This is a genomic window from Pseudomonas sp. 8_5_2, assembly GCF_059295255.1.
Genome location: NZ_CM181238.1, coordinates 2,082,172 through 2,108,264, shown reverse-complemented (window position 1 = coordinate 2,108,264; position 26,093 = coordinate 2,082,172). Strand labels below are relative to the sequence as shown.

General features: G+C 62.6%; 29 protein-coding genes and 2 tRNA genes. 15 read left to right on the top strand and 16 right to left on the bottom strand.

The annotated features are described in order from the left end of the window. Positions 1-60 precede the first annotated feature (60 nt). From AC5O5R_RS09705 to AC5O5R_RS09695, 3 genes are all read left to right on the top strand, one after another. Positions 61-1,065 carry a LacI family DNA-binding transcriptional regulator gene (locus AC5O5R_RS09705; RefSeq protein ID WP_172230729.1) on the top strand — a complete coding sequence of 335 codons (1,005 nt, stop codon included), beginning with the start codon at positions 61-63 and terminating at the stop codon, positions 1,063-1,065. A gap of 241 nt (positions 1,066-1,306) precedes the next feature. Further along, positions 1,307-1,549, top strand: a complete 243-nt coding sequence (locus AC5O5R_RS09700; RefSeq protein WP_172230726.1) for a DUF1654 domain-containing protein — start codon at positions 1,307-1,309, stop codon at positions 1,547-1,549. 6 nt (positions 1,550-1,555) lie between these two features. Further along, positions 1,556-2,248, top strand: coding sequence for an endonuclease (locus AC5O5R_RS09695; protein WP_172230723.1), 693 nt, complete (start codon positions 1,556-1,558; stop codon positions 2,246-2,248). Between the two features lie 3 nt (positions 2,249-2,251). On the opposite strand, the gene AC5O5R_RS09690 is transcribed toward AC5O5R_RS09695, so the two are convergent. The 4 genes from AC5O5R_RS09690 to AC5O5R_RS09675 all read right to left on the bottom strand — a co-directional run bounded on the left by AC5O5R_RS09690 (position 2,252) and on the right by AC5O5R_RS09675 (position 3,928). Next, a complete protein-coding gene (locus tag AC5O5R_RS09690; protein ID WP_172230720.1) occupies positions 2,252-2,677 on the bottom strand; it encodes a GTP pyrophosphokinase in 426 nt (141 codons plus the stop codon). Positions 2,678-2,903: 226 nt separating this feature from the next. Then, on the bottom strand, positions 2,904-3,473 hold the full coding sequence (locus AC5O5R_RS09685; RefSeq protein ID WP_172230717.1) for an SPOR domain-containing protein: 570 nt from the start codon (positions 3,471-3,473) through the stop codon (positions 2,904-2,906). A 131-nt stretch (positions 3,474-3,604) separates the two neighbouring features. Continuing rightward, a tRNA-Val gene (locus tag AC5O5R_RS09680) sits at positions 3,605-3,681 on the bottom strand. Positions 3,682-3,851: 170 nt separating this feature from the next. Next, a tRNA-Val gene (locus AC5O5R_RS09675) sits at positions 3,852-3,928 on the bottom strand. Positions 3,929-4,131: 203 nt separating this feature from the next. On the opposite strand from AC5O5R_RS09675, the gene AC5O5R_RS09670 reads away from it, so the two are divergent. Next, entirely contained in the window at positions 4,132-5,415 is a 1,284-nt protein-coding gene (locus AC5O5R_RS09670; protein WP_172287248.1) for an NAD(P)/FAD-dependent oxidoreductase, read from the top strand. Between the two features lie 167 nt (positions 5,416-5,582). Here AC5O5R_RS09670 and AC5O5R_RS09665 read toward each other — a convergent pair whose 3' ends face one another. Continuing rightward, positions 5,583-6,326 carry a peptidase C39 family protein gene (locus AC5O5R_RS09665; RefSeq protein ID WP_172232844.1) on the bottom strand — a complete coding sequence of 248 codons (744 nt, stop codon included), beginning with the start codon at positions 6,324-6,326 and terminating at the stop codon, positions 5,583-5,585. A 167-nt stretch (positions 6,327-6,493) separates the two neighbouring features. Here AC5O5R_RS09665 and AC5O5R_RS09660 point away from each other — a divergent pair, with 167 nt between their 5' ends. Continuing rightward, positions 6,494-6,667, top strand: a complete 174-nt coding sequence (locus AC5O5R_RS09660) for a hypothetical protein (protein ID WP_172232841.1) — start codon at positions 6,494-6,496, stop codon at positions 6,665-6,667. Between the two features lie 53 nt (positions 6,668-6,720). On the opposite strand, the gene AC5O5R_RS09655 is transcribed toward AC5O5R_RS09660, so the two are convergent. Together AC5O5R_RS09655 and AC5O5R_RS09650 are read right to left on the bottom strand one after the other, a co-directional pair. Continuing rightward, on the bottom strand, positions 6,721-7,473 hold the full coding sequence (locus AC5O5R_RS09655) for a TerC family protein (RefSeq protein WP_172287250.1): 753 nt from the start codon (positions 7,471-7,473) through the stop codon (positions 6,721-6,723). 28 nt (positions 7,474-7,501) lie between these two features. Beyond that, on the bottom strand, positions 7,502-7,744 hold the full coding sequence (locus AC5O5R_RS09650) for a hypothetical protein (protein ID WP_172231028.1): 243 nt from the start codon (positions 7,742-7,744) through the stop codon (positions 7,502-7,504). 135 nt (positions 7,745-7,879) lie between these two features. On the opposite strand from AC5O5R_RS09650, the gene nhaR reads away from it, so the two are divergent. The 3 genes from nhaR to AC5O5R_RS09635 all read left to right on the top strand — a co-directional run bounded on the left by nhaR (position 7,880) and on the right by AC5O5R_RS09635 (position 10,906). Next, on the top strand, positions 7,880-8,773 hold the full coding sequence (gene nhaR / locus AC5O5R_RS09645) for a transcriptional activator NhaR (protein ID WP_172231025.1): 894 nt from the start codon (positions 7,880-7,882) through the stop codon (positions 8,771-8,773). A 95-nt stretch (positions 8,774-8,868) separates the two neighbouring features. After that, the gene (sstT, locus tag AC5O5R_RS09640; protein WP_172231022.1) at positions 8,869-10,080 is read left to right on the top strand and encodes a serine/threonine transporter SstT; all 1,212 of its coding nucleotides are present in this window, start codon (positions 8,869-8,871) and stop codon (positions 10,078-10,080) included. A gap of 178 nt (positions 10,081-10,258) precedes the next feature. Beyond that, positions 10,259-10,906: a YceH family protein gene (locus AC5O5R_RS09635; RefSeq protein WP_172287251.1), complete on the top strand. Its 648-nt coding sequence runs from the start codon at positions 10,259-10,261 to the stop codon at positions 10,904-10,906. Between the two features lie 4 nt (positions 10,907-10,910). Here AC5O5R_RS09635 and AC5O5R_RS09630 read toward each other — a convergent pair whose 3' ends face one another. The 9 genes from AC5O5R_RS09630 to AC5O5R_RS09590 form a co-directional block, all read right to left on the bottom strand. Then, the gene (locus tag AC5O5R_RS09630; protein WP_172231016.1) at positions 10,911-11,099 is read right to left on the bottom strand and encodes a hypothetical protein; all 189 of its coding nucleotides are present in this window, start codon (positions 11,097-11,099) and stop codon (positions 10,911-10,913) included. Between the two features lie 154 nt (positions 11,100-11,253). After that, positions 11,254-12,831, bottom strand: a complete 1,578-nt coding sequence (gene ahpF / locus AC5O5R_RS09625) for an alkyl hydroperoxide reductase subunit F (protein WP_172287252.1) — start codon at positions 12,829-12,831, stop codon at positions 11,254-11,256. A gap of 127 nt (positions 12,832-12,958) precedes the next feature. Beyond that, the gene (gene ahpC / locus AC5O5R_RS09620) at positions 12,959-13,522 is read right to left on the bottom strand and encodes an alkyl hydroperoxide reductase subunit C (protein WP_004375926.1); all 564 of its coding nucleotides are present in this window, start codon (positions 13,520-13,522) and stop codon (positions 12,959-12,961) included. Positions 13,523-13,818: 296 nt separating this feature from the next. Beyond that, positions 13,819-15,174 carry a glutathione-disulfide reductase gene (gorA, locus tag AC5O5R_RS09615; protein ID WP_494515224.1) on the bottom strand — a complete coding sequence of 452 codons (1,356 nt, stop codon included), beginning with the start codon at positions 15,172-15,174 and terminating at the stop codon, positions 13,819-13,821. A 121-nt stretch (positions 15,175-15,295) separates the two neighbouring features. Then, positions 15,296-16,717 (bottom strand): group II intron reverse transcriptase/maturase, encoded by a 1,422-nt coding sequence (gene ltrA, locus AC5O5R_RS09610; RefSeq protein WP_494515223.1) that lies wholly within the window; start codon positions 16,715-16,717, stop codon positions 15,296-15,298. 476 nt (positions 16,718-17,193) lie between these two features. Then, complete coding sequence (gene galU, locus AC5O5R_RS09605) at positions 17,194-18,033, bottom strand: UTP--glucose-1-phosphate uridylyltransferase GalU (protein ID WP_172231040.1); 840 nt, start codon at positions 18,031-18,033, stop codon at positions 17,194-17,196. A 264-nt stretch (positions 18,034-18,297) separates the two neighbouring features. Next, a complete protein-coding gene (locus AC5O5R_RS09600) occupies positions 18,298-19,212 on the bottom strand; it encodes a c-type cytochrome (protein WP_172231043.1) in 915 nt (304 codons plus the stop codon). Continuing rightward, positions 19,209-19,859, bottom strand: coding sequence for a c-type cytochrome (locus tag AC5O5R_RS09595; RefSeq protein WP_172231046.1), 651 nt, complete (start codon positions 19,857-19,859; stop codon positions 19,209-19,211). The genes AC5O5R_RS09600 and AC5O5R_RS09595 overlap by 4 nt, the downstream gene beginning before the upstream one ends. Positions 19,860-20,004: 145 nt before the next feature. Beyond that, positions 20,005-20,364, bottom strand: coding sequence for a hypothetical protein (locus AC5O5R_RS09590; protein ID WP_172285319.1), 360 nt, complete (start codon positions 20,362-20,364; stop codon positions 20,005-20,007). Positions 20,365-20,523: 159 nt separating this feature from the next. Between AC5O5R_RS09590 and AC5O5R_RS09585 the strand changes: the two genes are divergently transcribed. The 7 genes from AC5O5R_RS09585 (at position 20,524) to AC5O5R_RS09555 (ending at position 25,857) form a co-directional block, all read left to right on the top strand. Next, the gene (locus AC5O5R_RS09585) at positions 20,524-20,826 is read left to right on the top strand and encodes a DUF1883 domain-containing protein (RefSeq protein WP_172218870.1); all 303 of its coding nucleotides are present in this window, start codon (positions 20,524-20,526) and stop codon (positions 20,824-20,826) included. A 7-nt stretch (positions 20,827-20,833) separates the two neighbouring features. Continuing rightward, positions 20,834-21,004: a hypothetical protein gene (locus AC5O5R_RS09580; RefSeq protein WP_172218871.1), complete on the top strand. Its 171-nt coding sequence runs from the start codon at positions 20,834-20,836 to the stop codon at positions 21,002-21,004. Positions 21,005-21,053: 49 nt separating this feature from the next. After that, complete coding sequence (locus tag AC5O5R_RS09575; protein ID WP_172218872.1) at positions 21,054-22,142, top strand: NAD(P)H-dependent flavin oxidoreductase; 1,089 nt, start codon at positions 21,054-21,056, stop codon at positions 22,140-22,142. 103 nt (positions 22,143-22,245) lie between these two features. Further along, the gene (gene modA / locus AC5O5R_RS09570) at positions 22,246-23,004 is read left to right on the top strand and encodes a molybdate ABC transporter substrate-binding protein (RefSeq protein ID WP_494515222.1); all 759 of its coding nucleotides are present in this window, start codon (positions 22,246-22,248) and stop codon (positions 23,002-23,004) included. After that, positions 23,004-23,684 (top strand): molybdate ABC transporter permease subunit, encoded by a 681-nt coding sequence (modB, locus tag AC5O5R_RS09565; RefSeq protein WP_172218884.1) that lies wholly within the window; start codon positions 23,004-23,006, stop codon positions 23,682-23,684. The genes modA and modB overlap by 1 nt, the downstream gene beginning before the upstream one ends. A gap of 1 nt (position 23,685) precedes the next feature. Next, the gene (gene modC, locus AC5O5R_RS09560) at positions 23,686-24,777 is read left to right on the top strand and encodes a molybdenum ABC transporter ATP-binding protein (RefSeq protein ID WP_172218899.1); all 1,092 of its coding nucleotides are present in this window, start codon (positions 23,686-23,688) and stop codon (positions 24,775-24,777) included. A gap of 57 nt (positions 24,778-24,834) precedes the next feature. Continuing rightward, positions 24,835-25,857 (top strand): DNA topoisomerase IB, encoded by a 1,023-nt coding sequence (locus AC5O5R_RS09555; RefSeq protein ID WP_494515221.1) that lies wholly within the window; start codon positions 24,835-24,837, stop codon positions 25,855-25,857. Positions 25,858-26,093: the final 236 nt, after the last annotated feature.

Genomic DNA, 26,093 nt, shown 5'->3' with positions numbered 1-26,093 from the left:
CATTGGGAAAAAAGTGCCGAATGGTTGTATTGTCAGGTACCGCTCACTTACCAGACCGCCATGAATTCACGCCCCCGCCTGCATGATGTAGCCGCCCTGGCCGGTGTCTCCCCCGCCACGGTTTCCCGCGCGCTGTCCAACCCGCAGCTGGTGCGTGCCGACACCCGGGAAAAAATCCAGCACGCGATCGAGCGCCTTGGCTACCTGCCCGACGGCTCGGCCCGGGCACTGGCCTCGGGGCGTGCACGGATCATCGGCGCTATCATGCCCACGCTCGACAACGCCATTTTCGCCCGCGCAGTGCAAGGCCTGCAGACCACCCTGGCCAACGAGGGTTACCAGTTGCTGCTGGCAACCCACGAATACAACCCCAACGCCGAGCTGGAGCTGGTGCGGGCCCTGCTTGGCCAGGCAATCGATGGCCTGGTGCTGGTGGGTGCGGACCATCCCCAGCCGGTGTGGGAGATGGTGCGTGCGCATGACGTACGCCTGCTGGTGACCTGGGCCAGCCACCCTACCCAGCCGTCGCTGGCCTTCGACAACTACCGTATCGGCCAGCTGGCTGCCGAGCACCTGTTACGCCTCGGCCATCGGCAGATGGGCGTGATCTCGGGTTTCTTTCGCCATAACGATCGGGCCCGCGCGCGCCTGGCCGGGTTCCGTGAAACCTTGGCCGTTGCCGGTTGCACCCTGCCCGACGGCAACATCGTCGAGCAGCCGTTCGGCTTCGAAGGCGGCCGTGCCGGGCTCAACCAGCTGCTGCAGCTGAACCAGCGTCCGACGGCGGTGTTCTGCGGCAATGATGTGCTCAGCGTGGGCTGCCTGTTCGAAGCCCAGGCTTTGGGGCTTGAGGTCCCGGCGGACCTGTCCATTGTCGGGTGCGACAACCTGCCCCTCACCGCACAGGTCACCCCGGGAGTGACGACCGTGTTACTGCCTACCTACGAGCTTGGCCAGCGTGCCGCCAGTACCTTGTTACAGTGGATCCGCAGCGGTCAGGCTCCGCAAAGCGAGTGCCTGCCGGTCGAGCTGATCGTGCGCGGCACCACCGCCGCGCCGCGCTGAACACTGAGGCTCGCCAGCGCCACACACACTTGCCTGCCAGGATCATGGTCGGGTCCATGGCAATCCGCTTTTTTGCTCGCTGCTGAATCAGAACCCGACGATGAGGAACCCTGTGGAATACGCGGGATACAGCCGCCCACGGTCCGGCCCAGGCTTGAGCAAGGTTTTCGCCTGACAGGCTGTTGCGAAATTACTTACAGTGAAATACTGTATGCGCATACAGCAAAACAAGGAAATGCCTGTGTCCAGGACCGCCTCTGCCACCCCAAGCAGCTATGAACAGCTGGGTGTACGCATCCAGAAGATCATCAACAGCCCCACCGCCCAGCGCAGCCGTGCGGCGCTGATCTATCGCCTGGAACAGGAAACCCCGGAAGACTGGGAAACCCTGCTCGAGGAGATTGCCGAAAACGACAATGTCACCCTCGCCCACCGCGATGATGGCGGCGTGCAGATCTTCTGGACCGTGCCAAAGGAAGACTGACCACGCATGAGAGTTTCGTTTTTCGCGGCAGCCTGCCTGTTATTGATCACCCCATTTGTGCAAGCCGACGCGCCGCGCACCTTCCAGGAGGCGAAGAAGGTCGCCTGGAAGTTGTACGCGCCACAATCGACCGAGTTCTATTGCGGCTGCAAGTACAAGGGCAACAAGGTCGACCTGGCGTCGTGCGGCTACACCCCGCGCAAGAATGCCCAGCGCGCAGCGCGCATCGAGTGGGAGCACATCGTGCCGGCCTGGCAGATCGGCCACCAGCGCCAGTGCTGGCAGAACGGTGGGCGCAAGCAGTGTTCGCAGCATGACGAGGCGTACAAGCGCGCCGAGGCCGACCTGCACAACCTGGTGCCCAGCATCGGCGAGGTCAACGGCGACCGCAGCAACTACAGTTTCGGCTGGTTGCCCGAACAGCGCGGGCAATATGGCAGCTGCCTGACCCAGGTCGACTTCAAGGCGAAGAAAGTCATGCCGCGCCCGTCTATCCGCGGCATGATCGCGCGCACCTATTTCTACATGAGCAAGCAATACAACCTGCGCCTGTCCAGACAGGACCGCCAGCTGTTCGAAGCCTGGAACAAGACCTACCCGCCGCAAGCCTGGGAGCAGCAACGCAACCAGCGAGTGGCCTGCCTGATGGGGCGTGGCAATGAGTTTGTCGGGCCGGTCAACCTCAATGCCTGCAGCTGAGCATCACGCCAATGCCTGCAGATAGGCACTGGCTTGGCGGTAACGGGTCAGCCGCGCCAGGTCGTCAAGGCCTGGGGAAGCGATGCGCGAAAGATCACTGTTGTCCGCCAGGTCGGCCAGTTTGACGCTGCGCGCCAACGGGTCATCGCCCAGGCGCACCACGAAGTCCTGGTAAGCTTCGCCCTCGCGGCGGCTAAGCGCCAGCAAGGCGGCAAGGATCTTCAGCGCAAAGCCCTCGCGGGCCAGGTCGGACAAGGTCAGCGGCGTGTCTTCGATCACGTCGTGAAGCACCGCGACAATCCGTTGTTCAGGTGTGGCAACCCGCATCATCACGCGTAGCGGGTGGAGGATATAAGCCGCCCCACCCTTGTCGTATTGCCCTTCATGCGCCCTGGCAGCCACGGCAATGGCCCGCTCCAGTGTAGACATGAGGCCCTCCCCGTTCAGCATCTCCCAACCCAAGCATAGCCAAACTTGTGTGAAAAATGTCGCAAGCACTGGCTGCGGTCAGGACCAGCGGCTGGCCAACATCCCTTCAGCCGTCGAACCGCCGCGACAGGGCCGGGCCTGCTGGCTAATATCCCCCGGCCATTCACCGTCGCAGCCGCCGTCGCATTAGCGGGGAACCTGCAGACTATCTAGATTGATCGCGAAATCAGCGGGCCACGCCGTGCTGGATGACCACCGAGTCGGTGCCCAGCTTGGCCATTACCTCGTCCCTGCGCGCCTGCGCTTCTTCGCGGGTAGGGAATGGCCCCATCAGCACCACCGGCTTGCCGTTGCGGTACTCAACCGAGGACGGGATGCCCTTTTCGATCAGGCGTGCGGTCATGTCGCTGAGCGCGCCCATGTTGGCGCCCTGGACCACTTCTACATCCCAGCCTTGCGGGGCCGGCTGGTCAGCCAGCGCGTCGGCGCGCCGCTGCAGATCGGCACCACCGCAGATCTCGCGAATGCGCAGGTTATTGCCGCTGTCGTCGACGATGATGTCGTACTGGCCATCGCGCTTGATCGCCACGTAGCTGCGATAGGCCTCGTACTGCCCGGCATCATCCTTGCCGCGGACCTGGCCGCAGATGGTGCCCTGGGTATCGATGCGTACGTTGCCGAACTTGGCCGTCTTGGGGTTGTGCAGGTGTTCGGCCACCTGCTTGTGTACGCCTTCGACCTCGTTCTCACAGCCCGCCAGGGCGAGCACTGCCATTACCACAGCCAGTTTGCGCACGCGTGTACCTCCAGATTCGAAGGGGCGGATTCTAGCATGCAGGCAGTGCCGGGAACCGCGACCAAAGGTTACACGCTGCTACGAGCGCACATGCAAAAAGGGCGATCATTTCTGATCGCCCTTTTCGGATTTGGTAGGCACAATTGGACTCGAACCAACGACCCCCACCATGTCAAGGTGGTGCTCTAACCAACTGAGCTATGTGCCTGTCGTGTGGTGCGCATATTAGTGATCGAATGCGTACCTGTAAAGCTTTTTTTTCAGAAAAATCAAAAACTTTCGACTGCCAGCGCATCACCCTTCAATCGCAGTCGCATTGCCCGATAAACGGGACAATGAAAAAAGGGATGACCCTTGCGGATCATCCCTTCTTCGATTTGGTAGGCACAATTGGACTCGAACCAACGACCCCCACCATGTCAAGGTGGTGCTCTAACCAACTGAGCTATGTGCCTGTCGTGTGGTGCGCATTCTACTGATTCCAAAAACCCTGTCAACACTTTTTTTCGAGCTAACCTACTGAATCTTAACCTCTTTATATAAAGGTGCTGCCCCGGGGCCGAGTAAAGGATTTTCAACGGACGACTAGCGGGTGTTTTTTATTATTGATAGCATCGGTACATTCGTTAAAAATATAAAACACAGAGGTTCCTGCAGCATGGCTAACACCCCCTACCCCCAGTCCTACTACGCCGCCTCGGCCAACCCGGTGCCGCCACGTCCGGCGCTGCAGGGTGAGGTGGAAACCGATGTCTGTATCATCGGTGCCGGCTACACCGGCCTGTCCAGCGCGCTGTTCCTGCTGGAAAACGGCTTCAAGGTGAGCATTGTCGAAGCGGCCAAGGTGGGCTTTGGCGCATCGGGCCGCAACGGCGGCCAGATCGTCAACAGCTACAGCCGCGACATCGACGTCATCGAACGCACCGTCGGCCCCCAGCAGGCTCAACTGCTGGGCCACATGGCTTTCGAAGGCGGGCGCATCATTCGTGAGCGCGTGGCCAAGTACAACATTCAGTGCGACCTGAAAGACGGTGGCGTATTCGCCGCCATCACCAGCAAGCAGATGGGCCACCTGGAGTCGCAAAAACGCCTGTGGGAACGCTTTGGCCATAATCAGCTGGAGCTGATGGACCAGAAGCGCATCCGCGAAGTGGTTGCCTGCGACAGCTACATCGGTGGCATGCTCGACATGAGCGGCGGCCACATCCACCCGCTCAACCTGGCACTGGGCGAAGCCGCTGCGGTCGAGTCGCTGGGCGGCATCATCTATGAGCAAACCCCGGCCATTCGTATCGAGCGCGGTGCCAACCCGGTCGTACACACCCCGCAGGGCAAGGTCCGCGCCAAGTTCATCATCGTCGCCGGCAACGCCTACCTGGGCAACCTGGTACCCGAGCTGGCCGCCAAGTCGATGCCATGCGGCACCCAGGTGATCACCACCGAGCCACTGGGCGAGGAACTGGCGCGCACGCTGCTGCCACAGGACTACTGCGTCGAGGACTGCAACTACCTGCTCGACTACTACCGCCTGACCAGCGACAAGCGCCTGATCTTCGGCGGTGGCGTGGTATACGGCGCGCGTGACCCGGCCAACATCGAGGCGATCATCCGTCCGAAGATGATCAAGGCGTTCCCGCAGCTGAAGAACGTGAAAATCGACTACGCCTGGACCGGTAACTTCTTGCTGACGCTATCGCGCCTGCCGCAGGTCGGCCGTATCGGCGACAATATCTACTACTCCCAGGGCTGCTCGGGCCACGGCGTCACCTACACCCACCTGGCGGGCAAGGTGCTGGCCGAGGCTCTGCGTGGCCAGGCCGAGCGTTTCGATGCCTTCGCCGGCCTGCCGCACTACCCGTTCCCGGGTGGCCAGATGCTGCGCGTACCGTTCAGCGCCATCGGTGCCTGGTACTACAGCCTGCGCGATCGCCTGGGCTTCTGATGCAGGCAGGCCGGTAGCGGCTAATGCCAGTCAAAAGGCTAATGGGGCTGCTGCGCAGCCCGTCGCCGGCAAGCCATGCTCCCACAAGTACGGAGCATGGCTTGAATGCGATGGGCTGCAAAGCGGCCCCAATTGCTTGACTGACTGGCGTTCCGGCAGCGGCACACTTATTTGTTCAGGCTGTTCACGGCCTGCTTCGCCGCAATCTCCTGCCCCGCCCGCGCCAGCTCATCCGCAGCCTGCAACCAACGCTGGCGGTCGACCTGGGCCGGCAACTGGCGCGGTGGCTGCACCAGCACCGCCCAACTTCCCTGCTTGGCCCACGCCGAGACAAAATCATCGAACGCCATCACCTGCCGCCGGTGCATGCCCGAGCGCAATAGCACCCGCTGCTTGTAGCGGTCATACCCGATCAGCACGGCATAGCGTGGCTCGCTCCACCAGGCCGAACCGTCCTCATAACGCAGCAACACCGGGTTGCCCGCCGCTACCTGGGTCAACAGCGCGTCCAGTTGCTTGTCCAACGGGTACACCACCATGCCGTAGTCCCGCGCCACGCGGGGGATGCCGCTGTCCAGTGTTTCGGCGCCCTGGGGCAGGTTCAGCGGTTTGTCCAGCAGCCCAGGGGTGATCGGCGCGCCCTGTTGCGACAGCACCGCCGCCAGGGCCATGGCGCCGCTGTGGTTGGCGTTGCCACGGTAGAAGGGCACGCTGCTGATCTCGACCCGTTGCGGCAGGCCCTTCAGATTGCCGGGAGGCGTGCCGGCACAGCCAGCCAGGGTTACCGCAATCAGGCACGCCAGCAGCAACCGCCGCGAGCCAGTGAATGGCGACTTGCAGGAAACGTGCTCCATGGACACTCGCTTGTTCCAACGCCAGGCAGGCAGCGCCCGGCTCTGGGCACCGATCATAGGTCCCACGGCGGCGCGGGTATAGTCCGACAGCCGCTTGAAGCGAATCGGACCAAAGCGCAGGGCTTTATTCGATGGAACGTCACACGGGCCGAGCTAGACTAAAGCTGTGTCTGGAACGCGAGCGCTGGCATCCCCGAGCGCTTGCTGTAGAGATGGAGGCACAGATGAGCCTGACCTTGGCAATCCTCATGCTGGTGGGTATGTGGCTGAGCGTCGCAGCCGCCATGTTGTGGGGTGTACTGCGTATCGTGCGGCGTCATGCCCACCACCTGCCACCCCAAACCCCGGCCAAGCCGCAAACCGTGCGCCGCACGGGGCGGCATGCCGGAGTGCACTGATCTGAGCATTACCCGAGGCCCGCAAACGGGGCGCAACGCGCCCCGTTTTCACATCAACCTTCCGCCGCCTCGCGCTTCATGCGCGCCCGGCGGGCGAAGATGTTGAGCATCTCGATCACCGTCGAGAACGCCATGGCCGCATACACATAACCTTTCGGTACATGGGCGCCAAAGCCTTCGGCGATCAGGGTCATGCCGATCATGATCAGGAAGCCCAGCGCCAGCATGACCACGGTCGGGTTGTCGTTGATGAAGTTGGCCAGCGGGTCGGCAGCCACCATCATCACGATGACCGCAGTGATCACGGCGATGATCATGATCGGCAGGTGCTCGGTCATGCCCACGGCGGTGATGATGCTGTCGACCGAGAAGACAATGTCCAGCAGCAGGATCTGGAAGATTGCCGCAGCAAAGCCCAGGGTAACTGTCGAACCCACCTTGGCTTCTTCCTTGGCGCCATGCGGGTCGACGTTTTCGTGAATCTCCTTGGTTGCCTTCCACAGCAGGAACAGGCCACCAGCAATCAGGATCACGTCCTTCCACGAGAACGCATTGCCGAACACCTCGAACACCGGGTCGGTCAGCTGCACGATCCAGGCCACCGTGCTGAGCAAGGCCAGGCGCATCACCAGGGCCATGCTGATACCGATACGCCGTGCCTTGGAGCGGTACTCCACCGGCAGCTTGTTGGTCAGGATGGAGATGAAGATCAGGTTGTCGATGCCCAGTACGACTTCCATGGCTACCAGCGTAGCCAGGGCGACCCAGGCGGTAGGGCTAGCGGCGAGTTCCAGCAAGTATTCCATTGTTCAAGTCCTGCAGCGGCGGTTGGGGTCAGATTTCCTGGGTGTCTTGTTTTTTGTTTTCGGCGTCCTTGGGCTTCTGCCCTTCAGTGCCGATAGCCTCGTTCAACGCTTGCTGGGCGGCCTTGTTGGTGTCATCGATGGCCTGTTTGGCCGACTGCGCCGCCTGGTCGAGCATCTGCTGGGCAGATTTCTCGGCCTGGTCGCAACCGGCCAGGGTGAACAGGGCCAAGGCTAGCACCAGCGGCGTGCCGATGGATTTGAATTGCAGCATGGGTTCCTCGCTTGTCGATATTCCGGCGGCGCACAGGGCGCCTGATGGTGGAGAATTCTAGCCAACGCAATACATCAGGAAAATTCGTATTTTCAGCGGTTATACTTCGGCTTTTACGAATCGGGAAAAGCTCCGATGCTCAACTATCGGCAGTTGCACTATTTCTGGGCGGTGGCCAAGACCGGCAGCGTCGCCCGCGCCAGCGAACAACTGAACCTGACCCCGCAAACCATCAGCGGGCAGATCAGCCTGTTCGAACACACCTACGGCCTGGACCTGTTCCAGCGCGTGGGCCGGCAACTGGAACTGACCGAAACCGGGCGCCAGACGCTGATCTATGCCGAGCAGATGTTCCAGCTGGGCAGCGAACTGGAGGCCATGCTGCGGGCTGGCCCACAAGAGCAGATACTGTTCCGGGTGGGGGTGGCTGACGTGGTGCCCAAGTCCATCGTCTATCGCCTGCTGGCCCCGACCATGGAACTGGACGACGTGCTGCGCATCAACTGCCGCGAAGACAAGCTCGAACGGTTGCTGGGTGACCTGGCGATCCAGCGGCTGGACCTGGTTATCTCCGACAGCCCCATGCCCAGCCACCTGGACATCAAGGGCTACAGCCAGAAGCTGGGTGAGTGCGGGCTGAGCTTCTTCGCCACGCCCGCGCTGGCACAGCGTCATGCCGGCGCCTTCCCTGCCTGCTTGCAGGACGCACCACTGCTCATCCCTGGCCAGGAAACCGTGGTGCGCAGCCGCCTGCTGCGCTGGCTGGGCGAGCAGCAGGTGCAGCCCAGGATTGTCGGCGAGTTCGATGACAGCGCCTTGATGCAGGCATTCGGGCAGTCGGGCAGCGGTATATTCGTGGCACCCAGCGTGATTGCCGATGAAGTGTGCCGCCAGTATGGCGTGCAACTGGTCGGGCAGACCGACGCCGTGCACGAGTCGTTCTATGCCATTTCGGTGGAGCGCAAGGTCAAGCACCCGGGCATCGTGGCGATTACCGAGGGGGCGCGGCGGGAGCTGTTTCATTGGTAGCCATCAGGGGCCGTTGATGGAGAAGTGGCCGGAACAGCCCTACAGAGGTCTATGGTAAAGTCCTGCCCTTTCCGGATTCCGAGACCTCGCTGCACATGACCCCTGTCCTCCACCTTCTCAATCGCGTCAGCCTGGTGACCCAGATCGTCATCGGCCTGCTCGCCGGTATTGTCCTGGCCCTGCTTGCGCCCGCCGTCGCCAACGACCTGGGCTTCCTCGGCAAAGTGTTCGTCAGCGCGCTCAAGGCGGTGGCGCCCGTCCTGGTGTTCATCCTGGTGATGGCCTCGATTGCCAACCATCGCCATGGCCAGGAAACCCATATCCGTCCGATCCTCTGGCTGTACCTGCTGGGCACCTTCGCGGCGGCAGTGGTAGCGGTGGTTGCCAGCATGCTGTTTCCGTCGACCCTGGCGCTGAGCGCCGGCGATGCCTCGTTGAGCGCCCCTGGGGGCATTGCCGAGGTGCTGCAGAACCTGGTGTTAAGCGCCGTCGACAACCCGATCAATGCGCTGATGAACGCCAACTTCATCGGCATCCTGACCTGGGCCATCGGCCTGGGCGTGGCCCTGCGCCATGCTGGCGAAACCACCCGTACCGTGGTCGAGGACCTGTCCAATGGCGTGACGTTGATCGTGCGCGTGGTCATCCGCTTCGCGCCGCTGGGCATCTTCGGCCTGGTCAGCTCCACCCTGGCCCAGTCGGGCCTGGACGCCCTGCTCGGCTACCTGCACCTGCTGGCGGTGCTGATTGGCTGCATGCTGTTCGTGGCGCTGGTAATGAACCCGCTGATCGTGTTCTGCAAAATCCGCCGCAACCCCTACCCGCTGACCCTGCTGTGCCTGCGCGAAAGCGGGATCACCGCATTCTTCACCCGCAGCTCGGCGGCCAACATCCCGGTCAACCTGGCGCTGTCGCAGCGTCTTGGGCTGCATGAAGATACCTACTCGGTGTCGATCCCACTGGGCGCGACCATCAACATGGCCGGTGCGGCGATCACCATTACCGTGCTGACCCTGGCGGCCGTGCATACCCTGGGCATTCCGGTGGACATGCCGACTGCCGTGCTGCTCAGCGTGGTGGCGGCGGTGTGCGCCTGCGGCGCCTCGGGTGTGGCCGGTGGCTCGCTGCTGCTGATTCCACTGGCCTGCAGCCTGTTTGGTATCCCCAGCGAGGTTGCCATGCAGGTGGTGGCAGTAGGTTTCATCATCGGCGTGCTGCAGGATTCGGCCGAAACGGCGCTGAATTCTTCGACTGATGTGCTGTTTACCGCAGCGGCGTGCCAAGCCGAAGTACAGCGTAACGCTTGAGATTGCCGGGGCCGCGTTGCGGCCCTTTCGCCAGCAAGCCAGCTCCCACATGGATCGTATCGCCCTCAGCTCGTATGCAGTCCTGTGGGGGCTGGCTTGCCGGCGATGATGCCAGTGATTGCTTAAGCCTGGCGCTTTACCTAGGCTAGTGGCCTTTCCCCAGTAATGAGACAGGGCCATGTCAGAACACGAAACCGCAGGTGAAGGCCGCTTCAGCAGCATCGAGATCCGGGTCCTTGGCTCACTGATCGAAAAGCAGGCCACCAGCCCGGAAAGCTACCCGCTGACCCTCAACGCCCTGCTTTTGGCCTGCAACCAGAAGACCAGCCGCGAGCCGGTGATGAACCTTACCCAAGGTCAGGTCGGCCAGGCCCTGCGCGCCCTTGAAGGCCAGGGCATGACCCGTCTGCAGATGGGCAGCCGCGCCGACCGCTGGGAACACCGGGTGGACAAAGCGCTGGAACTGGTGCCGGCGCAGCTGATACTGATGGGCCTGATGTTCCTGCGTGGGCCGCAAACCCTCAACGAACTGCTCACCCGCAGCAACCGCCTGCACGAATTCGATGACACCGAACAGATCCAGCACCAGCTGGAGCGCCTGATCTCACGCGACCTTGCCGTGCACCTGCCACGCCAGGCAGGCCAGCGCGAAGACCGCTACACCCATGCCCTGGGTGACCCGGCGGAAATCGAGGCGATTCTGGCCGCACGCCAGCACGAAGGCAGTGCACGCAGCAGCGCTGGCACTGTGGCGGAGGAGCGGATCGAAGCCCTTGAGGCGCGCATCGCAGCCCTCGAAGCACGCCTGACCGAACTGGGCGGCTGAGCGATCAGGGTTCGGGGTCGGGGAAGTTGCGACAACTCTTGCGCTCGGCCAGCTCCCGGTCACTAGGGCGCTGGTCGACGAACACGGTGCGGCCGTCGGCGTAGATCTCGAGGTAGCCCCAGTGCAGGTCCTGCTCTCGCTGGCCGGGCTTTGGAGGGACTAGCCACCAGGGTTCGCGGCTGATCAGGGTCATGGGTGTGATTCCTGAGGGGTCTGCACTAATCATAGACACCCTCAGCCTTCGAAGGCCCTCTCGCCGGCAAGCCAGCTCCCACAAGTGCACCACAGATCTGAATTCTGCGATCACCTGTGGGAGCTGGCTTGCCGGCGAGAGGGCCAGTGCAGGCTTACGCCGGCGCCGACGTCCGGATCAGGTGATCGAAAGCCGCCAGCGAAGCCTTGGCCCCCTCACCCACCGCAATCACAATCTGCTTGTACGGCACAGTGGTCACGTCACCTGCCGCAAACACACCCGGAATACTGGTCTGGCCCTTGGCATCGACGATGATCTCGCCACGCGGCGATAGCTCGACGGTACCCTTCAGCCAATCGGTATTCGGCAGCAAGCCGATCTGTACGAAAATGCCTTCCAGCGCCACCTCATGTTGTTGATCGGTGGTGCGATCCTTGTAGCGCAGGCCGGTCACTTTCTCACCATTGCCCAACACCTCGCTGGTCAGCGCACTGGTGATCACCTTCACGTTCGGCAGGCTGTGCAACTTGCGTTGCAAGACCGCATCGGCACGCAGCTGGCTATCGAACTCGATCAGCGTCACTTGGGCGACGATACCAGCCAGGTCGATGGCCGCTTCCACACCCGAGTTACCGCCACCAATCACGGCCACACGCTTGCCCTTGAACAGCGGGCCGTCACAGTGCGGGCAGTAGGCCACGCCGCGGCCGCGGTACTCCTGCTCACCGGGCACGTTCATTTCCCGCCAGCGCGCGCCAGTGGCCAGGATCACGGTCTTGGCCCTGAGCGCAGCGCCGCCAGCCAGGCGAACTTCGTGCAGCCCGCCGTCTGTAGCCGGGATCAACGCTTCGCCGCGCTGCAGGTTCATGATGTCCACGTCGTACTGCTTGACGTGCTCTTCCAGCGCCGTGGCCAGCTTCGGCCCTTCGGTTTCCTGCACCGAAATGAAGTTCTCGATGGCCAGGGTATCGAGTACCTGGCCGCCGAAGCGTTCGGCGGCAACCCCGGTACGGATGCCTTTACGTGCGGCGTAGATGGCAGCTGCCGCGCCCGCTGGGCCACCGCCGACCACCAGCACGTCGAACGCGTCCTTGGCGTTGATTTTCTCGGCCTGGCGAGCCCCGGCACTGGTGTCGATCTTGCCGAGGATTTCTTCCAGGCCCATGCGGCCCTGGCCGAATACTTCGCCATTCAGGTAGATGCTCGGCACCGCCATGATCTTGCGCGATTCCACTTCTGCCTGGAACAGCGCACCGTCGATGGCCACGTGGCGCACGTTGGGGTTGAGCACGGCCATCAGGTTCAGCGCCTGGACCACATCCGGGCAGTTCTGGCACGACAGCGAGAAGTAGGTTTCGAAGTTGAATTCGCCTTCCAGCGCCTGGATCTGCTCGATCACTTCGGCGCTGGCCTTGGACGGGTGGCCGCCAACTTGCAGCAGCGCCAGCACCAGCGAGGTGAATTCGTGGCCCATGGGGATGCCGGCGAAGCGCAGGCTGATGCTTCTGCCATCAAGGGCAGCACCCGGGCGGCTCAGCGAGAACGAGGGACGACGGGCGTCGGTGCCGTCCGCGCTGAAGGTAATCAGGCTAGACAGGCTGGCAATTTCCACCAGCAGGTCATGCAATTCGCGGGACTTCGCGCCGTCGTCGAGGGAGGCAACGATCTCGATCGGCTGGGTGACCCGCTCCAGGTAGGTTTTCAGTTGCGATTTAAGCGTGGCGTCCAACATACGGGGCGATTCCTTTTTTCAAAACTCGGATACAAAAACGCCCAGGCGAGTTCGCCCGGGCGTTTTTACGGGGCGGGAGAAACTTCAGCTTTGGCGGCTGGCTACCGCCCGCGACTGGCACATGGCCTTAGATCTTGCCGACCAGGTCCAGCGATGGCGCCAGGGTGGCTTCGCCTTCTTTCCACTTGGCCGGGCACACTTCGCCTGGGTGAGCGGCAACGTACTGGGCAGCCTTCACTTTGCGCAGCAGCTCGGCAGCATCGCGGCCTACACCACCGTCGTTCAGTTCGACGATCTTGATCTGGCCTTCCGGGTTGATCACGAAGGTACCGCGATCGGCCAGGCCGGCTTCTTCGATCAGCACGTCGAAGTTGCGCGAGATAACGTGGGTCGGGTCACCGATCAGCGGGTACTGGATCTTGCCGATGGTGTCCGAAGTGTCGTGCCAGGCTTTGTGGGTGAAGTGGGTGTCGGTGGACACGCCGTAGATTTCCACGCCCAGCTTCTGGAACTCGGCGTAGTTGTCGGCAAGGTCACCCAGTTCGGTCGGGCAGACGAAGGTGAAGTCGGCCGGGTAGAAGAACACGACGGACCACTTGCCTTTCAGGTCGGCTTCGCTGACCTGAACGAACTCGCCCTTGTGGTAGGCGGTGGCGTTGAACGGTTTGACCTGGCTGTTGATGATTGGCATGAGAGACGCTCCTTCATGGGGTTGGAATCAGTTGATGGAAAGAATCCTAACCGTTCATCCCGTTCAAGGCTCATTGGCAAAGCTCATGCTTGTGATTGGTTTTGGCTATAACCGGGGTTTATTAATAGAAGGGAATGGGCTGAGCAAAGGATTGCGCAGGCTCCATGGCCGCACATCGCTCGGGCAGGATCAGCCTTGTGCTGCGAAAAGGCCGGCATGGCAACAGACCACCTGCTCCCATGTCGGCCTCTTCGCAGCACAAGGGTGCTCCTGCAGCATGAATCTGCGCCGGGTGATCAGCGGGTCACGGTGCGCATGGTTACGAACTCTTCTGCCGCCGTCGGGTGCACGCCGATGGTTTCGTCGAACTGCTGCTTGGTCGCCCCCGCCTTCAGGGCAATGCCCAGGCCCTGGATGATCTCGCCGGCATCGGGGCCAACCATGTGGCAACCCAGCACCTTGTCGGTCTCGGCATCGACCACCAGCTTCATCAGGGTTTTTTCCTGAATGTCTGTCAGGGTCAGCTTCATGGCGCGGAAGCGACTCTCGAACACCTGCACCTTGTGGCCAGCGTCCAGCGCCTGCTCCTCGGTCAGGCCCACGGTACCGATTGGCGGCTGGCTGAACACTGCGGTGGGGATGTTCTGGTAGTCCACCGGGCGATATTGCTCCGGCTTGAACAGGCGCCGCGCCACAGCCATGCCTTCGGCGAGGGCTACCGGGGTAAGCTGCACACGGCCGATCACATCGCCAATGGCAAGGATCGACGGCGCGGTGGTCTGGTACTGCTCATCGACGCGGATGAAACCGCGCGCATCCAGCTCGACGCCGGTGTTTTCCAGGCCCAGGTTGTCCAGCATCGGGCGCCGGCCTGTGGCGTAGAACACACAGTCGGCCAGCAGCTCGCGACCATCCTTGAGGGTGGCCTTGAGGCTGCCGTCCTCAAGCTTGTCGATGCGCTGGATGTCCGCATTGAACTGCAGGACGAGGCCGCGCTTTTCCAGCTCTTCCTTGAGGTGCGTGCGCACCGAACCGTCAAACCCACGCAGGAACAGGTCGCCACGGTACAACAGCGTGGTAGCAGCCCCCAGGCCCTGGAAGATCCCGGCGAACTCGACGGCGATGTAGCCGCCACCCACCACCAGCACCCGGCGTGGCAACGCCTTGAGGTAGAAGGCTTCGTTGGAGGTGATGGCCAGTTCCTTGCCCGGAATGTCCGGCACCTGCGGCCAGCCACCGGTGGCAATCAGGATGTGTTCGGCGGTGTAGCACTTGCCGTCGACTTCGACTTCATTGGCACCGGTCATGCGCGCATGGCCCTGCAGCAGGGTCACCCCGCTGTTGACCAGCAAGTTGCGGTAGATGCCGTTGAGGCGCTCGATTTCGCGGTTCTTGTTCGCAATCAGCGTGCCCCAATCGAAATGCCCTTCTTCGAGGGTCCAGCCAAAACCTGCGGCTTGCTCCAGCTCGTCGGCGACGTGCGCGCCGTACACCAGCAGCTTTTTCGGCACGCACCCGACGTTGACGCAGGTGCCACCAAGGTAGCGACTTTCAGCCACCGCCACTTTTGCGCCAAAGCCCGCAGCAAAGCGCGCCGCGCGCACACCGCCGGACCCGGCGCCAATCACGAACAGATCAAAATCGTAGGCCATGTATTCAGTCTCCTAGGCAGGCGCCCAGCATAACGCCGTTGGCCGCCGCAATCGAGTAGGAGGCGGGCTCGCACCCGCCGTCCTCTCACACCACCGTGCGTACGGTTCCGTACACGGCGGTTCAAGCTATGCGGCTAAGCCGGTTGATCGTATCCAGTATCGAGACCAGTCCGAGTCGATCCCATAGCTTCTTCGGCAGCGCCTGATTCATATGTGGCGGCCCCGAGTTCCACCACGGGCCTCGGCCGTTACAGACCGATTTACAGGCACGCTCTTCGCTCAAGCCCAGACGCATCAGGTTGCGCGCCCTCGTAGAGGGCTGCTTCCATTGGCGCCAGATGGCACAGCGGAGTTTGTGCCTGATCCAGCCATCCAGTTCCTCAAGTGGCCGTTTGCTCTGGCTAAGCTTGAAGTAACCCGCCCAGCCTCGCAGGACAGGGTTTATCCGCTCGATGGTATTCGTCATCTTGCGACCCCGTGCACCGCGTAGCAGCTCTGCGAGCCGGTCGCGCAGGCGACCCAGGCTCGTCGTTGCCACCCGCAGCCTTGGCTGCTGATGCCAGCTCATCCCATAGCCCAAGTAGTCACACTTCCAGGCTCTCGCGACTCGACTCTTCTTCTGATTCACCGTCAGTTTCAAACGTTGATTCAGGAAGCGTTCGACACTGGCCAGTACCCGTTCGCCAGCCCGAGGGCTGCGTACATAAATGTTCGCGTCATCGGCATAGCGCACGAAGCGGTGACCCCGCCGTTCCAGTTCGCGGTCAAGTTCGTCGAGCAGGATATTCGACAGCAGCGGCGAGAGCGGGCCGCCTTGCGGCGTCCCCTCCTGCCGTGGGCTGACGACACCGCCTGACATGACTCCCGCTTCAAGGTAGCGGCGGATAAGCCTGAGTACGCACTTATCTTTGACCCGGCGCTCGATACAGGCCATCAGGATGTCGTGGTTGACTCGATCGAAGAACTTCTCCAGATCGATTTCCACGCACCAGCGGTGTCCCGCTGTCACATGAGCACGAGCCATCTCGATGGCTTGATGCGTACTTCTGCCCGGACGAAAACCATAGCTGTAGTCCGAGAACAGTGGGTCGAAGATAAGTGTGAGCTGCTGCTGCAGTGCTTGCTGGATCAGGCGATCCACGACGGTGGGGATTCCCAGTTGCCGTGTGCCGCCCTGCGGCTTGGGAATTTCAACCGCTCGCACTGCTTGGGGATGGTATTCACCGGCCAGCAACCTGGCCTTGAGGGTTGGCCAATACTGTTTCACGTAGCCCGCCAAGTCAGCGACCGTCATGCCATCAGCACCCGGAGCCCCCTTGTTGCTAACCACGCGTTGATACGCACGCCTGAGGTTGGCCGGTGCAAGCACCCGCTCCATCAGCGTGTCCGGCTCTGCGTTCGTCCACGTCGCTGACGCCGCCGGCACCTTTGCACTGTCAGGCATCACCCTCGGCTTCTGGCCGGGATTCGGAGTGACAGATTCCGTTGTAGGAAATTTCTGCATTACGGCTACCAACGAGACAGTGACGCCTACTAGCGGCATAACCTGTTCGGCCCTTGGTGGCGCGGTTAACCGCCACTTACTACGGCTTCGGCTGACTTCTGCACGCTCATCCCGTCGCCTCTCGACGCTCGGTAGCACTATGGCAAGCGTACAGATCTCCCAGGGTAATTCGCGCGACCTTCCTGCTTATGCCTGTCGGATTTACGTCACAGCGCTCCGTGCAAGTATTGGGCTTTGGCGATTGTTGCCGCCTGACCCCGCTGTGCCGCCTGATCCGCTTCCTGTTCGTCAGGCCAGCATTTTGCCTCGGGCTTCCTTCAGATTCGCAGTCGCCCGCGACACCCTTGCCTCCGGCTAACACTTCCCCTTGCCGGGTGTGTCGAGGACTTTCACCTCCAAGTCACCCGCTCGGCCACCACAGCCAAGCAGGTTGCGCTTACGCGCAACGCGCCATGCCTGGCGCACAACAAAAAAGCCACCCGCAAGGGTGGCTTTCATCAGGCCAGCAGGGCTTATCAGTAAGCCTTGCCAGTCTTGTAGTAGTTCTCGAAGCAGAAGTTGGTCGCGTCGATGTAGCCCTCGGCGCCACCGCAATCGAAACGCTGGCCCTTGAACTTGTAGGCAATCACGCAGCCGTTCTGAGCCTGCTGCATCAGCGCGTCGGTGATCTGGATTTCGCCGCCTTTGCCTGGCGGGGTGTTCTGGATGATATCGAAGATATCGGGGGTCAGGATGTAGCGGCCGATGATCGCCAGGTTGGACGGCGCGTCCTCCGGAGCCGGCTTCTCGACCATGTTGGTAACACGGAAGATATCGTCGCGGATCATGTCACCGGCGATGACGCCGTACTTGTTGGTTTCCTGCGGGTCGACTTCCTGGATGGCGATGATCGAGCAGCGGAACTGGTTGTACAGCTTGACCATCTGGGTCAGCACGCCGTCACCTTCGGGGTTGACGCACAGGTCGTCCGCCAGCACCACGGCGAACGGCTCGTCGCCGATCAGCGGGCGGCCGGTAAGGATGGCGTGACCCAGGCCTTTCATTTCGGTCTGGCGGGTGTAGGAGAACGAACACTCGTCGAGCAGACGACGGATACCGACCAGGTATTTTTCCTTGTCGGTGCCCTTGATCTGGTTTTCCAGCTCGTAGCTGATGTCGAAGTGGTCTTCCAGGGCGCGCTTGCCGCGGCCGGTGACGATGGAAATCTCGCTCAGACCGGCATCCAATGCTTCTTCAACGCCATACTGGATCAGTGGCTTGTTGACCACCGGCAGCATTTCCTTGGGCATGGCTTTGGTAGCAGGCAGGAAGCGGGTGCCGTAGCCGGCTGCCGGGAACAAGCATTTTTTGATCATATACGTCCTTACAAAAGGCTAGGCCTGTGGGATTCGGCGCAGTCTAATCAGGCGGCAGTCACCTTACAATGCCCCACCCCTGGCCGATCGTTGGGATGATAGAGATAACCCAGTGTAGATAGTTCCGGCGGATCGTAAATATTACCGTCATACATGACCGTTGGATGACAGCCGAATCTGGCAGCCTGCACCGGCCTTTTCCCAGGGTCGCGCTCGCCCTGTGGCAGCGGGTTCACCCGCGCTGAGGCCGGCACAGGCGACACATCAACCGCCGGTCCCCTGCCCGATCAGCACGCCATCCACCTTCTGCCCATACAGGTTCACCCCGTCATTGGCATGAAACTTCACCCGCGTCTTCTCGATGGAGCCGTCCACCAACCGCGGGTCCTGCGGGCGTTCATGGCGATTGATCCACGCCGCCACGTCCCAGGCCTGCTGATCACTGAGGCTGCCCGGCTTGCCCAGCGGCATGTTGTACTTGATGAACGACGCTGCGGTGTTGATCCGGTGCATGCCGGCGCCCCAGTTGTAGGCATCCTTGCCCCACAGCGGCGGCATCACGTACTCGCCCGCCACCTGCTGGCCTTCTCCATTGTCGCCGTGGCAAATCGCGCACTGCTCACGGTACACCTGCTGACCGCGCGTGAAGTCGTATCCGCCTTTAGGCTGTGCAACCTCAGGGTAACCGCGCCCGGCAATCTCGACACCGGTCGGCGCCTTGGTCGAAAGCCAGTACGCATACACCGCCAGCGCCGTCATCTGCGGGCTGTCAGCGGCAGGCGGCTTGCCGTTCATGCTGAACTGGAAGCACCCCTGGATACGTTCGGCATAGGTGTTGACCTTGTCGTTTTTCTTGCGGTAGGCCGGGTACATCGGGTAAGCGCCCCACAAGGGTGCGGAGTGCGCCAGCCGCCCCTGATCGAGGTGGCAGTTGCTGCAGTTCATGCCATTGCCCACGGCCTCCGGCATCAACCGGCGGGTGTCGACGAACAAGGCATGGCCCTCACGCACCGCCTTGCCAAAGGCATTATCAGGCAGCTCGCTTTCAGCGGGGGGCACGAACTGCGGCGCGGCCTGCACGCCGGGCACCCTCAACTGCGACTGGTCTTCCATGGCGATCGGTGTGGCCTGGGCGCTGGCCATGGCCAGCAGCAATAACGCCGGAGTCATCCGTTTCATGGCGTGACCTCCTGGCTGGCGGGGCGGGCAAAGAATTCGGCGATGGCCTTGATCTCGGCATCGGTCATGGCCTTGGCCACGCCGACCATCAGCTGGTTGGGGTCATTGCGGCGGCTACCGTCGCGCCAGGCATCGAGCTGCGCCACCAGGTAGCTGGCGGGCTGGCCGGCCAAGGGTGGAAAATGCTCGCCAACCCCACCGCCACCAGGGCCGTGGCATTGCACGCAGCCCGGGATCTTTCGGCTCCAGTCACCGTAAAGGGCCATGCGCGTTGTGGGGTCATCGGCGATCTGCTGGCGGCGCAGGTCACCTGCGGGGTCTGCTGGCAAGCTGGCCAGGTAGCCGCTGACCGCCTTGATTTCATCCTCGCTCAGGGCCTTGGCCAGCGGCTCCATCACCGCATGCTTGCGGCTGCCGCTGCGCCAGTCATGCAATTGCTTGCCGAGGTAACCGGCCGGGAGCCCGGCCAATCGTGGAAACCCGGCGGCGGCAATGCCCTTGCCATCCGCGCCATGGCAACCGAGGCAGGCCATGGCAGCGGGGTTGGCCCCGCCCTGATTGAAGACTTTCTGGCCGTCAGCGGCTTGTACCGCGGGCCAGGCCAGGATCAGCAGGCTGCTGACCACGACGCGACTCAACGCTGTCATCACGAACCTCCATTTCTTTTGTTATAAGCTTAGGCTTAAAAAACATAAGCAAATGGATACTATCCCTGCCAGGGAGATCGCAACAACGCCAAGGCGGGCCAAGCCATGGCCAAGGGCCGCTTAACCGCCTGTTACTTGCCCCAGATCAATTTCCGGAGATGCATTGGGTAGCCGCCGTGCGCACATCACCCAAGCGCAGCGGGAAGTTGTTCAACCGTTCGTGCAGCGTGATGCTGCTGCCACTGCCACGCTTGTCGATGTCCACCAGCGCCGCCGGGCCCACCCCCGAGGTGATCTTCTGCGGCACGATCAGCCGCAGGCCATCCCCACGCTGCTCTTCGGTCAGCGGGTCGCGGGTCTCGGCCAGCTTCTGCTTGATGCAATCGGCATACTCGCGCGGGCTCTTGCCAGACATCACATCCAGTGTTTCATGCGACTGTTCCAGTTCTGCAACACTGACACAGCCACCCAGCGCTACCGACAACGCCGCCACCATCCACTTCATTTGCAGCACCTCCGCCATCAAGAATTCGGTTCGACCACGACCAGGCGATTTTGCTCCTCGTACTGGCAGATTTATCCACGCCCGGCGAACAGCGCGGCAGTGTATCGACACATCGTGGTATCTTTTGCCTTTGCAGATCCAAACCTTGCGGAGCATCACATGAAATTCGTACACCAGCGCGAGCATCTCAACGAAGACGACATCGTCGTCGTCGAGTGCTCCCAGCGCTGCAATATCCGCCTGATGAACGACGCCAACTTCCGCAGCTTCAAGAATGGCGGCCGTCACACTTACCACGGCGGCCATTTCGAGCAGTTCCCGGCAAAGATCACGGTGCCCAGCACCGGCTTCTGGAACATCACCATCGATACCGTGACCACCCGCCCGATCTCGGTCACCCGCAAGCCGACCCTGACCCACAAGATCAAGATCATCCGTCGTTCGTCGTCGAAACTCAGATAAGGCCACCATGACCCAGATCATCAAGTACGTCATCAAATACAAGCTCGACGGCGAGCGCCGCTGGGACTTCGCGCTGATGCCCGATGCCTCTCTCGAGCAAGCCCTCGATGCCCTGCGCAAGATCCACGGCGACGACGCCGACAAGATCAGCGACATCCAGGTCAGCAAGGCCCTGTAAAACTGCCGTGAGCCCCGCCGCACCGCCAGCCCCGCGCAAGGAGAATCGCATGAGCCATTGGCCCGACCGCCGTATCCTCGACCTGCTGGGCATCGAGTTGCCTGTGCTCCAGGCGCCCATGGCGGGTGCAACCGGCGCGCCGATGGCGATTGCCGTGGGCCTGGCTGGCGGGTTGGGCGCCCTGCCCTGCGCCATGCTTACGGGCGAACAGGTGCGCGCCGAGATCGCCGCCTTTCGCAGCGGCTGCCCGGGCCGCCCACTGAACCTGAACTTCTTCTGCCACCAGCCGCCAGCGCCCGATGCCGAGCACGACGCACGCTGGAAGCAGGCGCTTGAACCTTATTACCGTGAAGTGGGTGCCGATTTCGCGGCGCCCACGCCAGTGTCCAACCGCGCGCCGTTCGATGAGCAGAGCTGCCAACTGGTCGAGGCGTTGCGCCCGGAAGTGGTGAGCTTCCACTTCGGCTTGCCCCAGGCCGACCTGCTGCAACGGGTCAAGGCCAGCGGTGCCAAGGTACTGTCCAGCGCCACCACCGTGGAAGAGGCCGTCTGGCTGGAGCGCAATGGCTGTGACGCGATCATCGCCATGGGCTATGAGGCCGGCGGCCACCGCGGCATGTTCCTGAGCAGCGACATCACCAGCCAGATCGGCACCTTTGCCCTGGTGCCGCAGGTGGCCGACGCGGTCAGCGTGCCGGTGATTGCCGCTGGCGGCATTGGCGACCACCGCGGCCTGGTGGCAGCACTGGCCCTGGGCGCTGCGGCCGTGCAGATCGGCACGGCTTACCTGTTCTGCCCCGAAGCCAAGGTTTCGCCAGCGCATCGCCGGGCCCTGGACAGCGCCCCTGCCAGCGACACGGCGCTGACCAACCTGTTCACCGGTCGCCCGGCGCGGGGTATCAATAACCGCATCATGCGCGAACTGGGACCGATGAATGACCTGGCCCCGCGCTTTCCGCTGGCGGGCGGGGCATTGATGCCCCTGCGTGCGATCACCGAGCCGCAGGGCAACAGCGACTTCAGCAACCTGTGGTCGGGGCAGGCGCTGCGCCTGGGCAGGCATATGCCCGCTGGCGAATTGACCCGCGAAATTGCCTGCAAGGCGCTGGCAATGGTCGGGTGTCAGGCATCTTCTTAAGCAGGTTTGGCCCTTTCGCGGGCGAATCGATCAGCCCCTTCCCGGCAAATGGCCTACCGCTATATAGTTAAGGCCATAACGATAACCCCAAGGAGCTGTATTCATGCGTGTCCGCCCGTCCTGCCTGGCCGTCACCGCCCTGGCCAGCCTGTTCGCCTTCAACACTGCCTGGGCCGATGAAGTCCAGGTTGCGGTCGCAGCAAACTTTACAGCGCCGATCCAGGCCATCGCCAAGGATTTCGAGAAGGACACCGGCCACAAGCTGGTCGCCGCCTATGGTGCTACCGGGCAGTTCTACGCACAGATCAAGAACGGTGCCCCGTTCGAAGTGTTCCTCGCCGCAGATGACAGCACCCCGGCCAAGCTTGAACAGGAAAAGGCAATCGTCCCGGGTTCGCGCTTCACCTACGCCATCGGCACCTTGGCCTTGTGGTCGGCCCAGGACGGTTATGTAGACGCCAAAGGCGACGTGCTGAAAATGAACGCGTACAAGCACCTGTCCATCGCCAACCCGAAAGCTGCGCCTTATGGCCTGGCTGCCACCCAGGTTCTGGACAAGCTCAAGCTGACTGACGCCACCAAGGGCAAGATCGTCGAAGGCCAGAACATCACCCAGGCCTTCCAGTTCGTTTCCACCGGCAACGCCGAGCTGGGCTTCGTGGCGCTGTCGCAAATCTACAAGGACGGCAAGGTCACCAACGGCTCGGCCTGGATCGTCCCTTCCGAACTGCACGACCCGATCCGCCAGGACGCCGTCATTCTCGACAAAGGCAAGGACAATCCGGCCGCCAAGGCCCTGGTCGATTACCTGAAAGGCCCGAAAGCCGCTGCAGTGATCAAGGCCTACGGCTATGAAATCTGATGCCACTGGACGCCAGTGACCTGGGTGCCATCTGGCTGACCATCAAGCTGGCCAGCCTGACCACCCTGATCCTGCTGATTATCGGCACACCCATCGCCTGGTGGCTGGCGCGCACGCGCTCCTGGCTGCGCGGGCCGGTGGGCGCCGTGGTGGCGCTGCCGCTGGTGCTGCCGCCAACGGTGATCGGCTTCTACCTGCTGATCGCCCTCGGCCCGCACGGCTGGCTGGGCCAGGCGACCCAGGCACTGGGCCTGGGCACCGTGGTATTCAGCTTCACCGGCCTGGTGATCGGTTCTACGGTGTATTCCCTGCCATTCGTGGTCCAGCCGCTGCAGAACGCCTTCGGCGCCATCGGCCAGCGCCCGCTGGAAGTGGCGGCGACACTGCGTGCCAGCCCTTGGGACACGTTCGTCCATGTGGTGCTGCCCCTGGCGCGGCCCGGCTTCATCACCGCCAGCATCCTCGGCTTCGCCCACACGGTGGGCGAATTCGGTGTGGTGCTGATGATCGGTGGCAACATCCCTGACAAGACCCGCGTGGTTTCGGTACAGATCTTCGATCACGTCGAGGCCATGGAGTATTCGCAAGCCCACTGGCTGGCCGGTGCCATGCTGGTGTTCTCTTTCCTGGTGCTGCTCCTGCTGTACGCCGGACGCCGCGGCAAGGCTGGCTGGAGCTGAAATGACCGCATCGATTGTGGCGCGCCTGAAACTGGCGCGCGACGAATTTACCCTGGATGTCGACCTGCTACTGCCAGGGCGCGGCATCAGCGCGCTGTTCGGCCACTCGGGCTCGGGCAAGACCAGCTGCCTGCGCTGCCTGGCCGGGCTGGAGCGGGCTGCCAGCGCCTATATCGAGGTCAACGGTGAAGTCTGGGAAGACAGCGACCGCGGCTACTTCCAGGCACCGCACCTGCGCCCGGTGGGCTACGTGTTCCAGGAGGCCAGCCTGTTCCCGCACCTGTCGGTACGTGGCAACCTGGAGTTCGGCTGGCGCCGGGTGGCCCCGGCTGAACGCAAGGTCAGCCTCGACCAGGCCAGCCAGCTGCTGGGGATCGGCCACCTGCTGCAACGCCGCCCCGCCACCTTGTCCGGGGGCGAGGCGCAGCGGGTAGGCATTGCCCGCGCCCTGCTCAGCAGCCCGCGCCTGTTGTTGATGGACGAGCCTCTGGCTGCCCTCGATGGGCCGCGAAAGCGCGAGATCCTGCCCTACCTGGAGCGCCTGCACGACGAACTGGACATCCCGCTGGTGTACGTCAGCCACGCCCAGGATGAAGTGGCGCGGCTGGCCGACCACCTGGTGCTGCTGGAGCAAGGCCAGGCGGTGGCCAGCGGCCCGATTGGCGAAACCTTGGCCCGCCTCGACCTGTCGCTGGCCCAGGGCGAGGATGCCGGCGTGGTGTTCGAGGGCATGGTGGTGGGCCACGACCCGTACTACGACCTGCTCGACCTGCGCCTGCCCGGTAGCACTGGGCCGTTGCTGCGCATCGCTCACCCGGCGCATGTGATGGGCAGCACCTTGCGCGTCAAGGTACAGGCCCGTGACGTCAGCCTGGCGCTGGCAGCCGACAGCACCTCGAGCATTCTCAACCGCTTGGCGGTGCGCGTGCGCGAAAGCCGACCGGCCGAGAACCCCGCGCATGTGCTGGTCAGCCTGGATGCCGGCGGCAGCCCCCTGCTGGCCCGCATCACGCGCTTCTCGGCTGACCAGCTGGGCTTGCACCCGGGGCAGATGCTGTTTGCCCAGATCAAGTCGGTCGCGCTGTTGGGCTGAGCAACCCCGAAGCGGCTGTTGTCCATTGATCAGTAACTTGATCGAGGCTTGCCGCACATGCTCGACTGCCCTCTGCCGCGTACCCTGCATTACGTTGACGACAGCCAGCCGGGCCTGACCCGCAAGCGCTGGCGCGACCGCTTCATCTATCTGGATGCCGATGGCCAGCGGGTGCGCGACAGCGAAACCCTGGCGCGCATCGCCGCGCTGGTGATCCCACCGGCCTATACCGATGTGTGGATCTGCGCCGACCCCATGGGCCACCTGCAGGCAACCGGTATCGATGCCCGTGGCCGCAAGCAGTACCGCTACCACGTGCAGTGGCGCGAGCTGCGCGACCAGCACAAGTACGGGCGCATGCTGGCCTTTGCCCAGACCCTGCCCAAGCTGCGGGCGCAACTGGAAAACCATCTCGCCCGGCCAGGCCTGGACCGCGAAAAGGTCATGGCGCTGGTGGTGAGCCTGCTGGACCATACCCTGATCCGCATTGGCAACCAGCGCTACCTGCGCGACAACCAGTCCTACGGGCTGACTACGCTGCGTAACCGCCATGTGCAGATCAAGGGCAGCACTATCCGTTTCCAGTTCCGCGGTAAACGCGGCGTCGAGCACAACGTCACCCTCAATGACCGGCGCCTGGCCAGCCTGCTCAAGCGCTGCATGGAGTTGCCCGGCCAGGCGCTGTTCCAGTACCTGGATGAAGACGGCCAGCGCCACAGTGTCGGCTCCAGCGAGGTCAACCAGTTTCTGCAACAGCTTACCGGCGCCGACTTCACCGCCAAGGACTACCGCACCTGGGCCGGCAGCAGCCTGGCCCTGGACCTGCTACGGCCGTTGGCCTGGGAACCCGAAGCCGAGGCCAAGCGCCAGGTGGCCGGCATTGTCCGCCAGGTGGCCGCGCGCCTGGGCAATACACCCGCGGTGTGCCGGCGCTGTTACATTCACCCTGCTGTACTCGAGCACTATGCACTGGGGCGTCTGGCCAACCTGCCGAAAAACCGGGTACGCAAGGGGCTGGACCCCGAAGAAGTCGCATTGCTGCTGTTTTTACAGGCACTTGAGGAACAGGAGGCCCATTGAGCCTGTCTATTCAGCCCATGATGCGAAGAAATTTCCCATTGGTCGCCAAGCGCCCTATCCTTGACACCGAGCACCTTGGCCGACAAACCGCTGACGGTTTGCCCAGCCACCTGCAACTGAAGACACGCAACAGAATTTGTCTGTCGGGGAATTACTATCCGCCGAAAGCGTCTTTAATGAGAAGGAAGAGGGACACGCTCCCGCCGCCGAGGCAACTGGCCCGACGGTTTTTTACA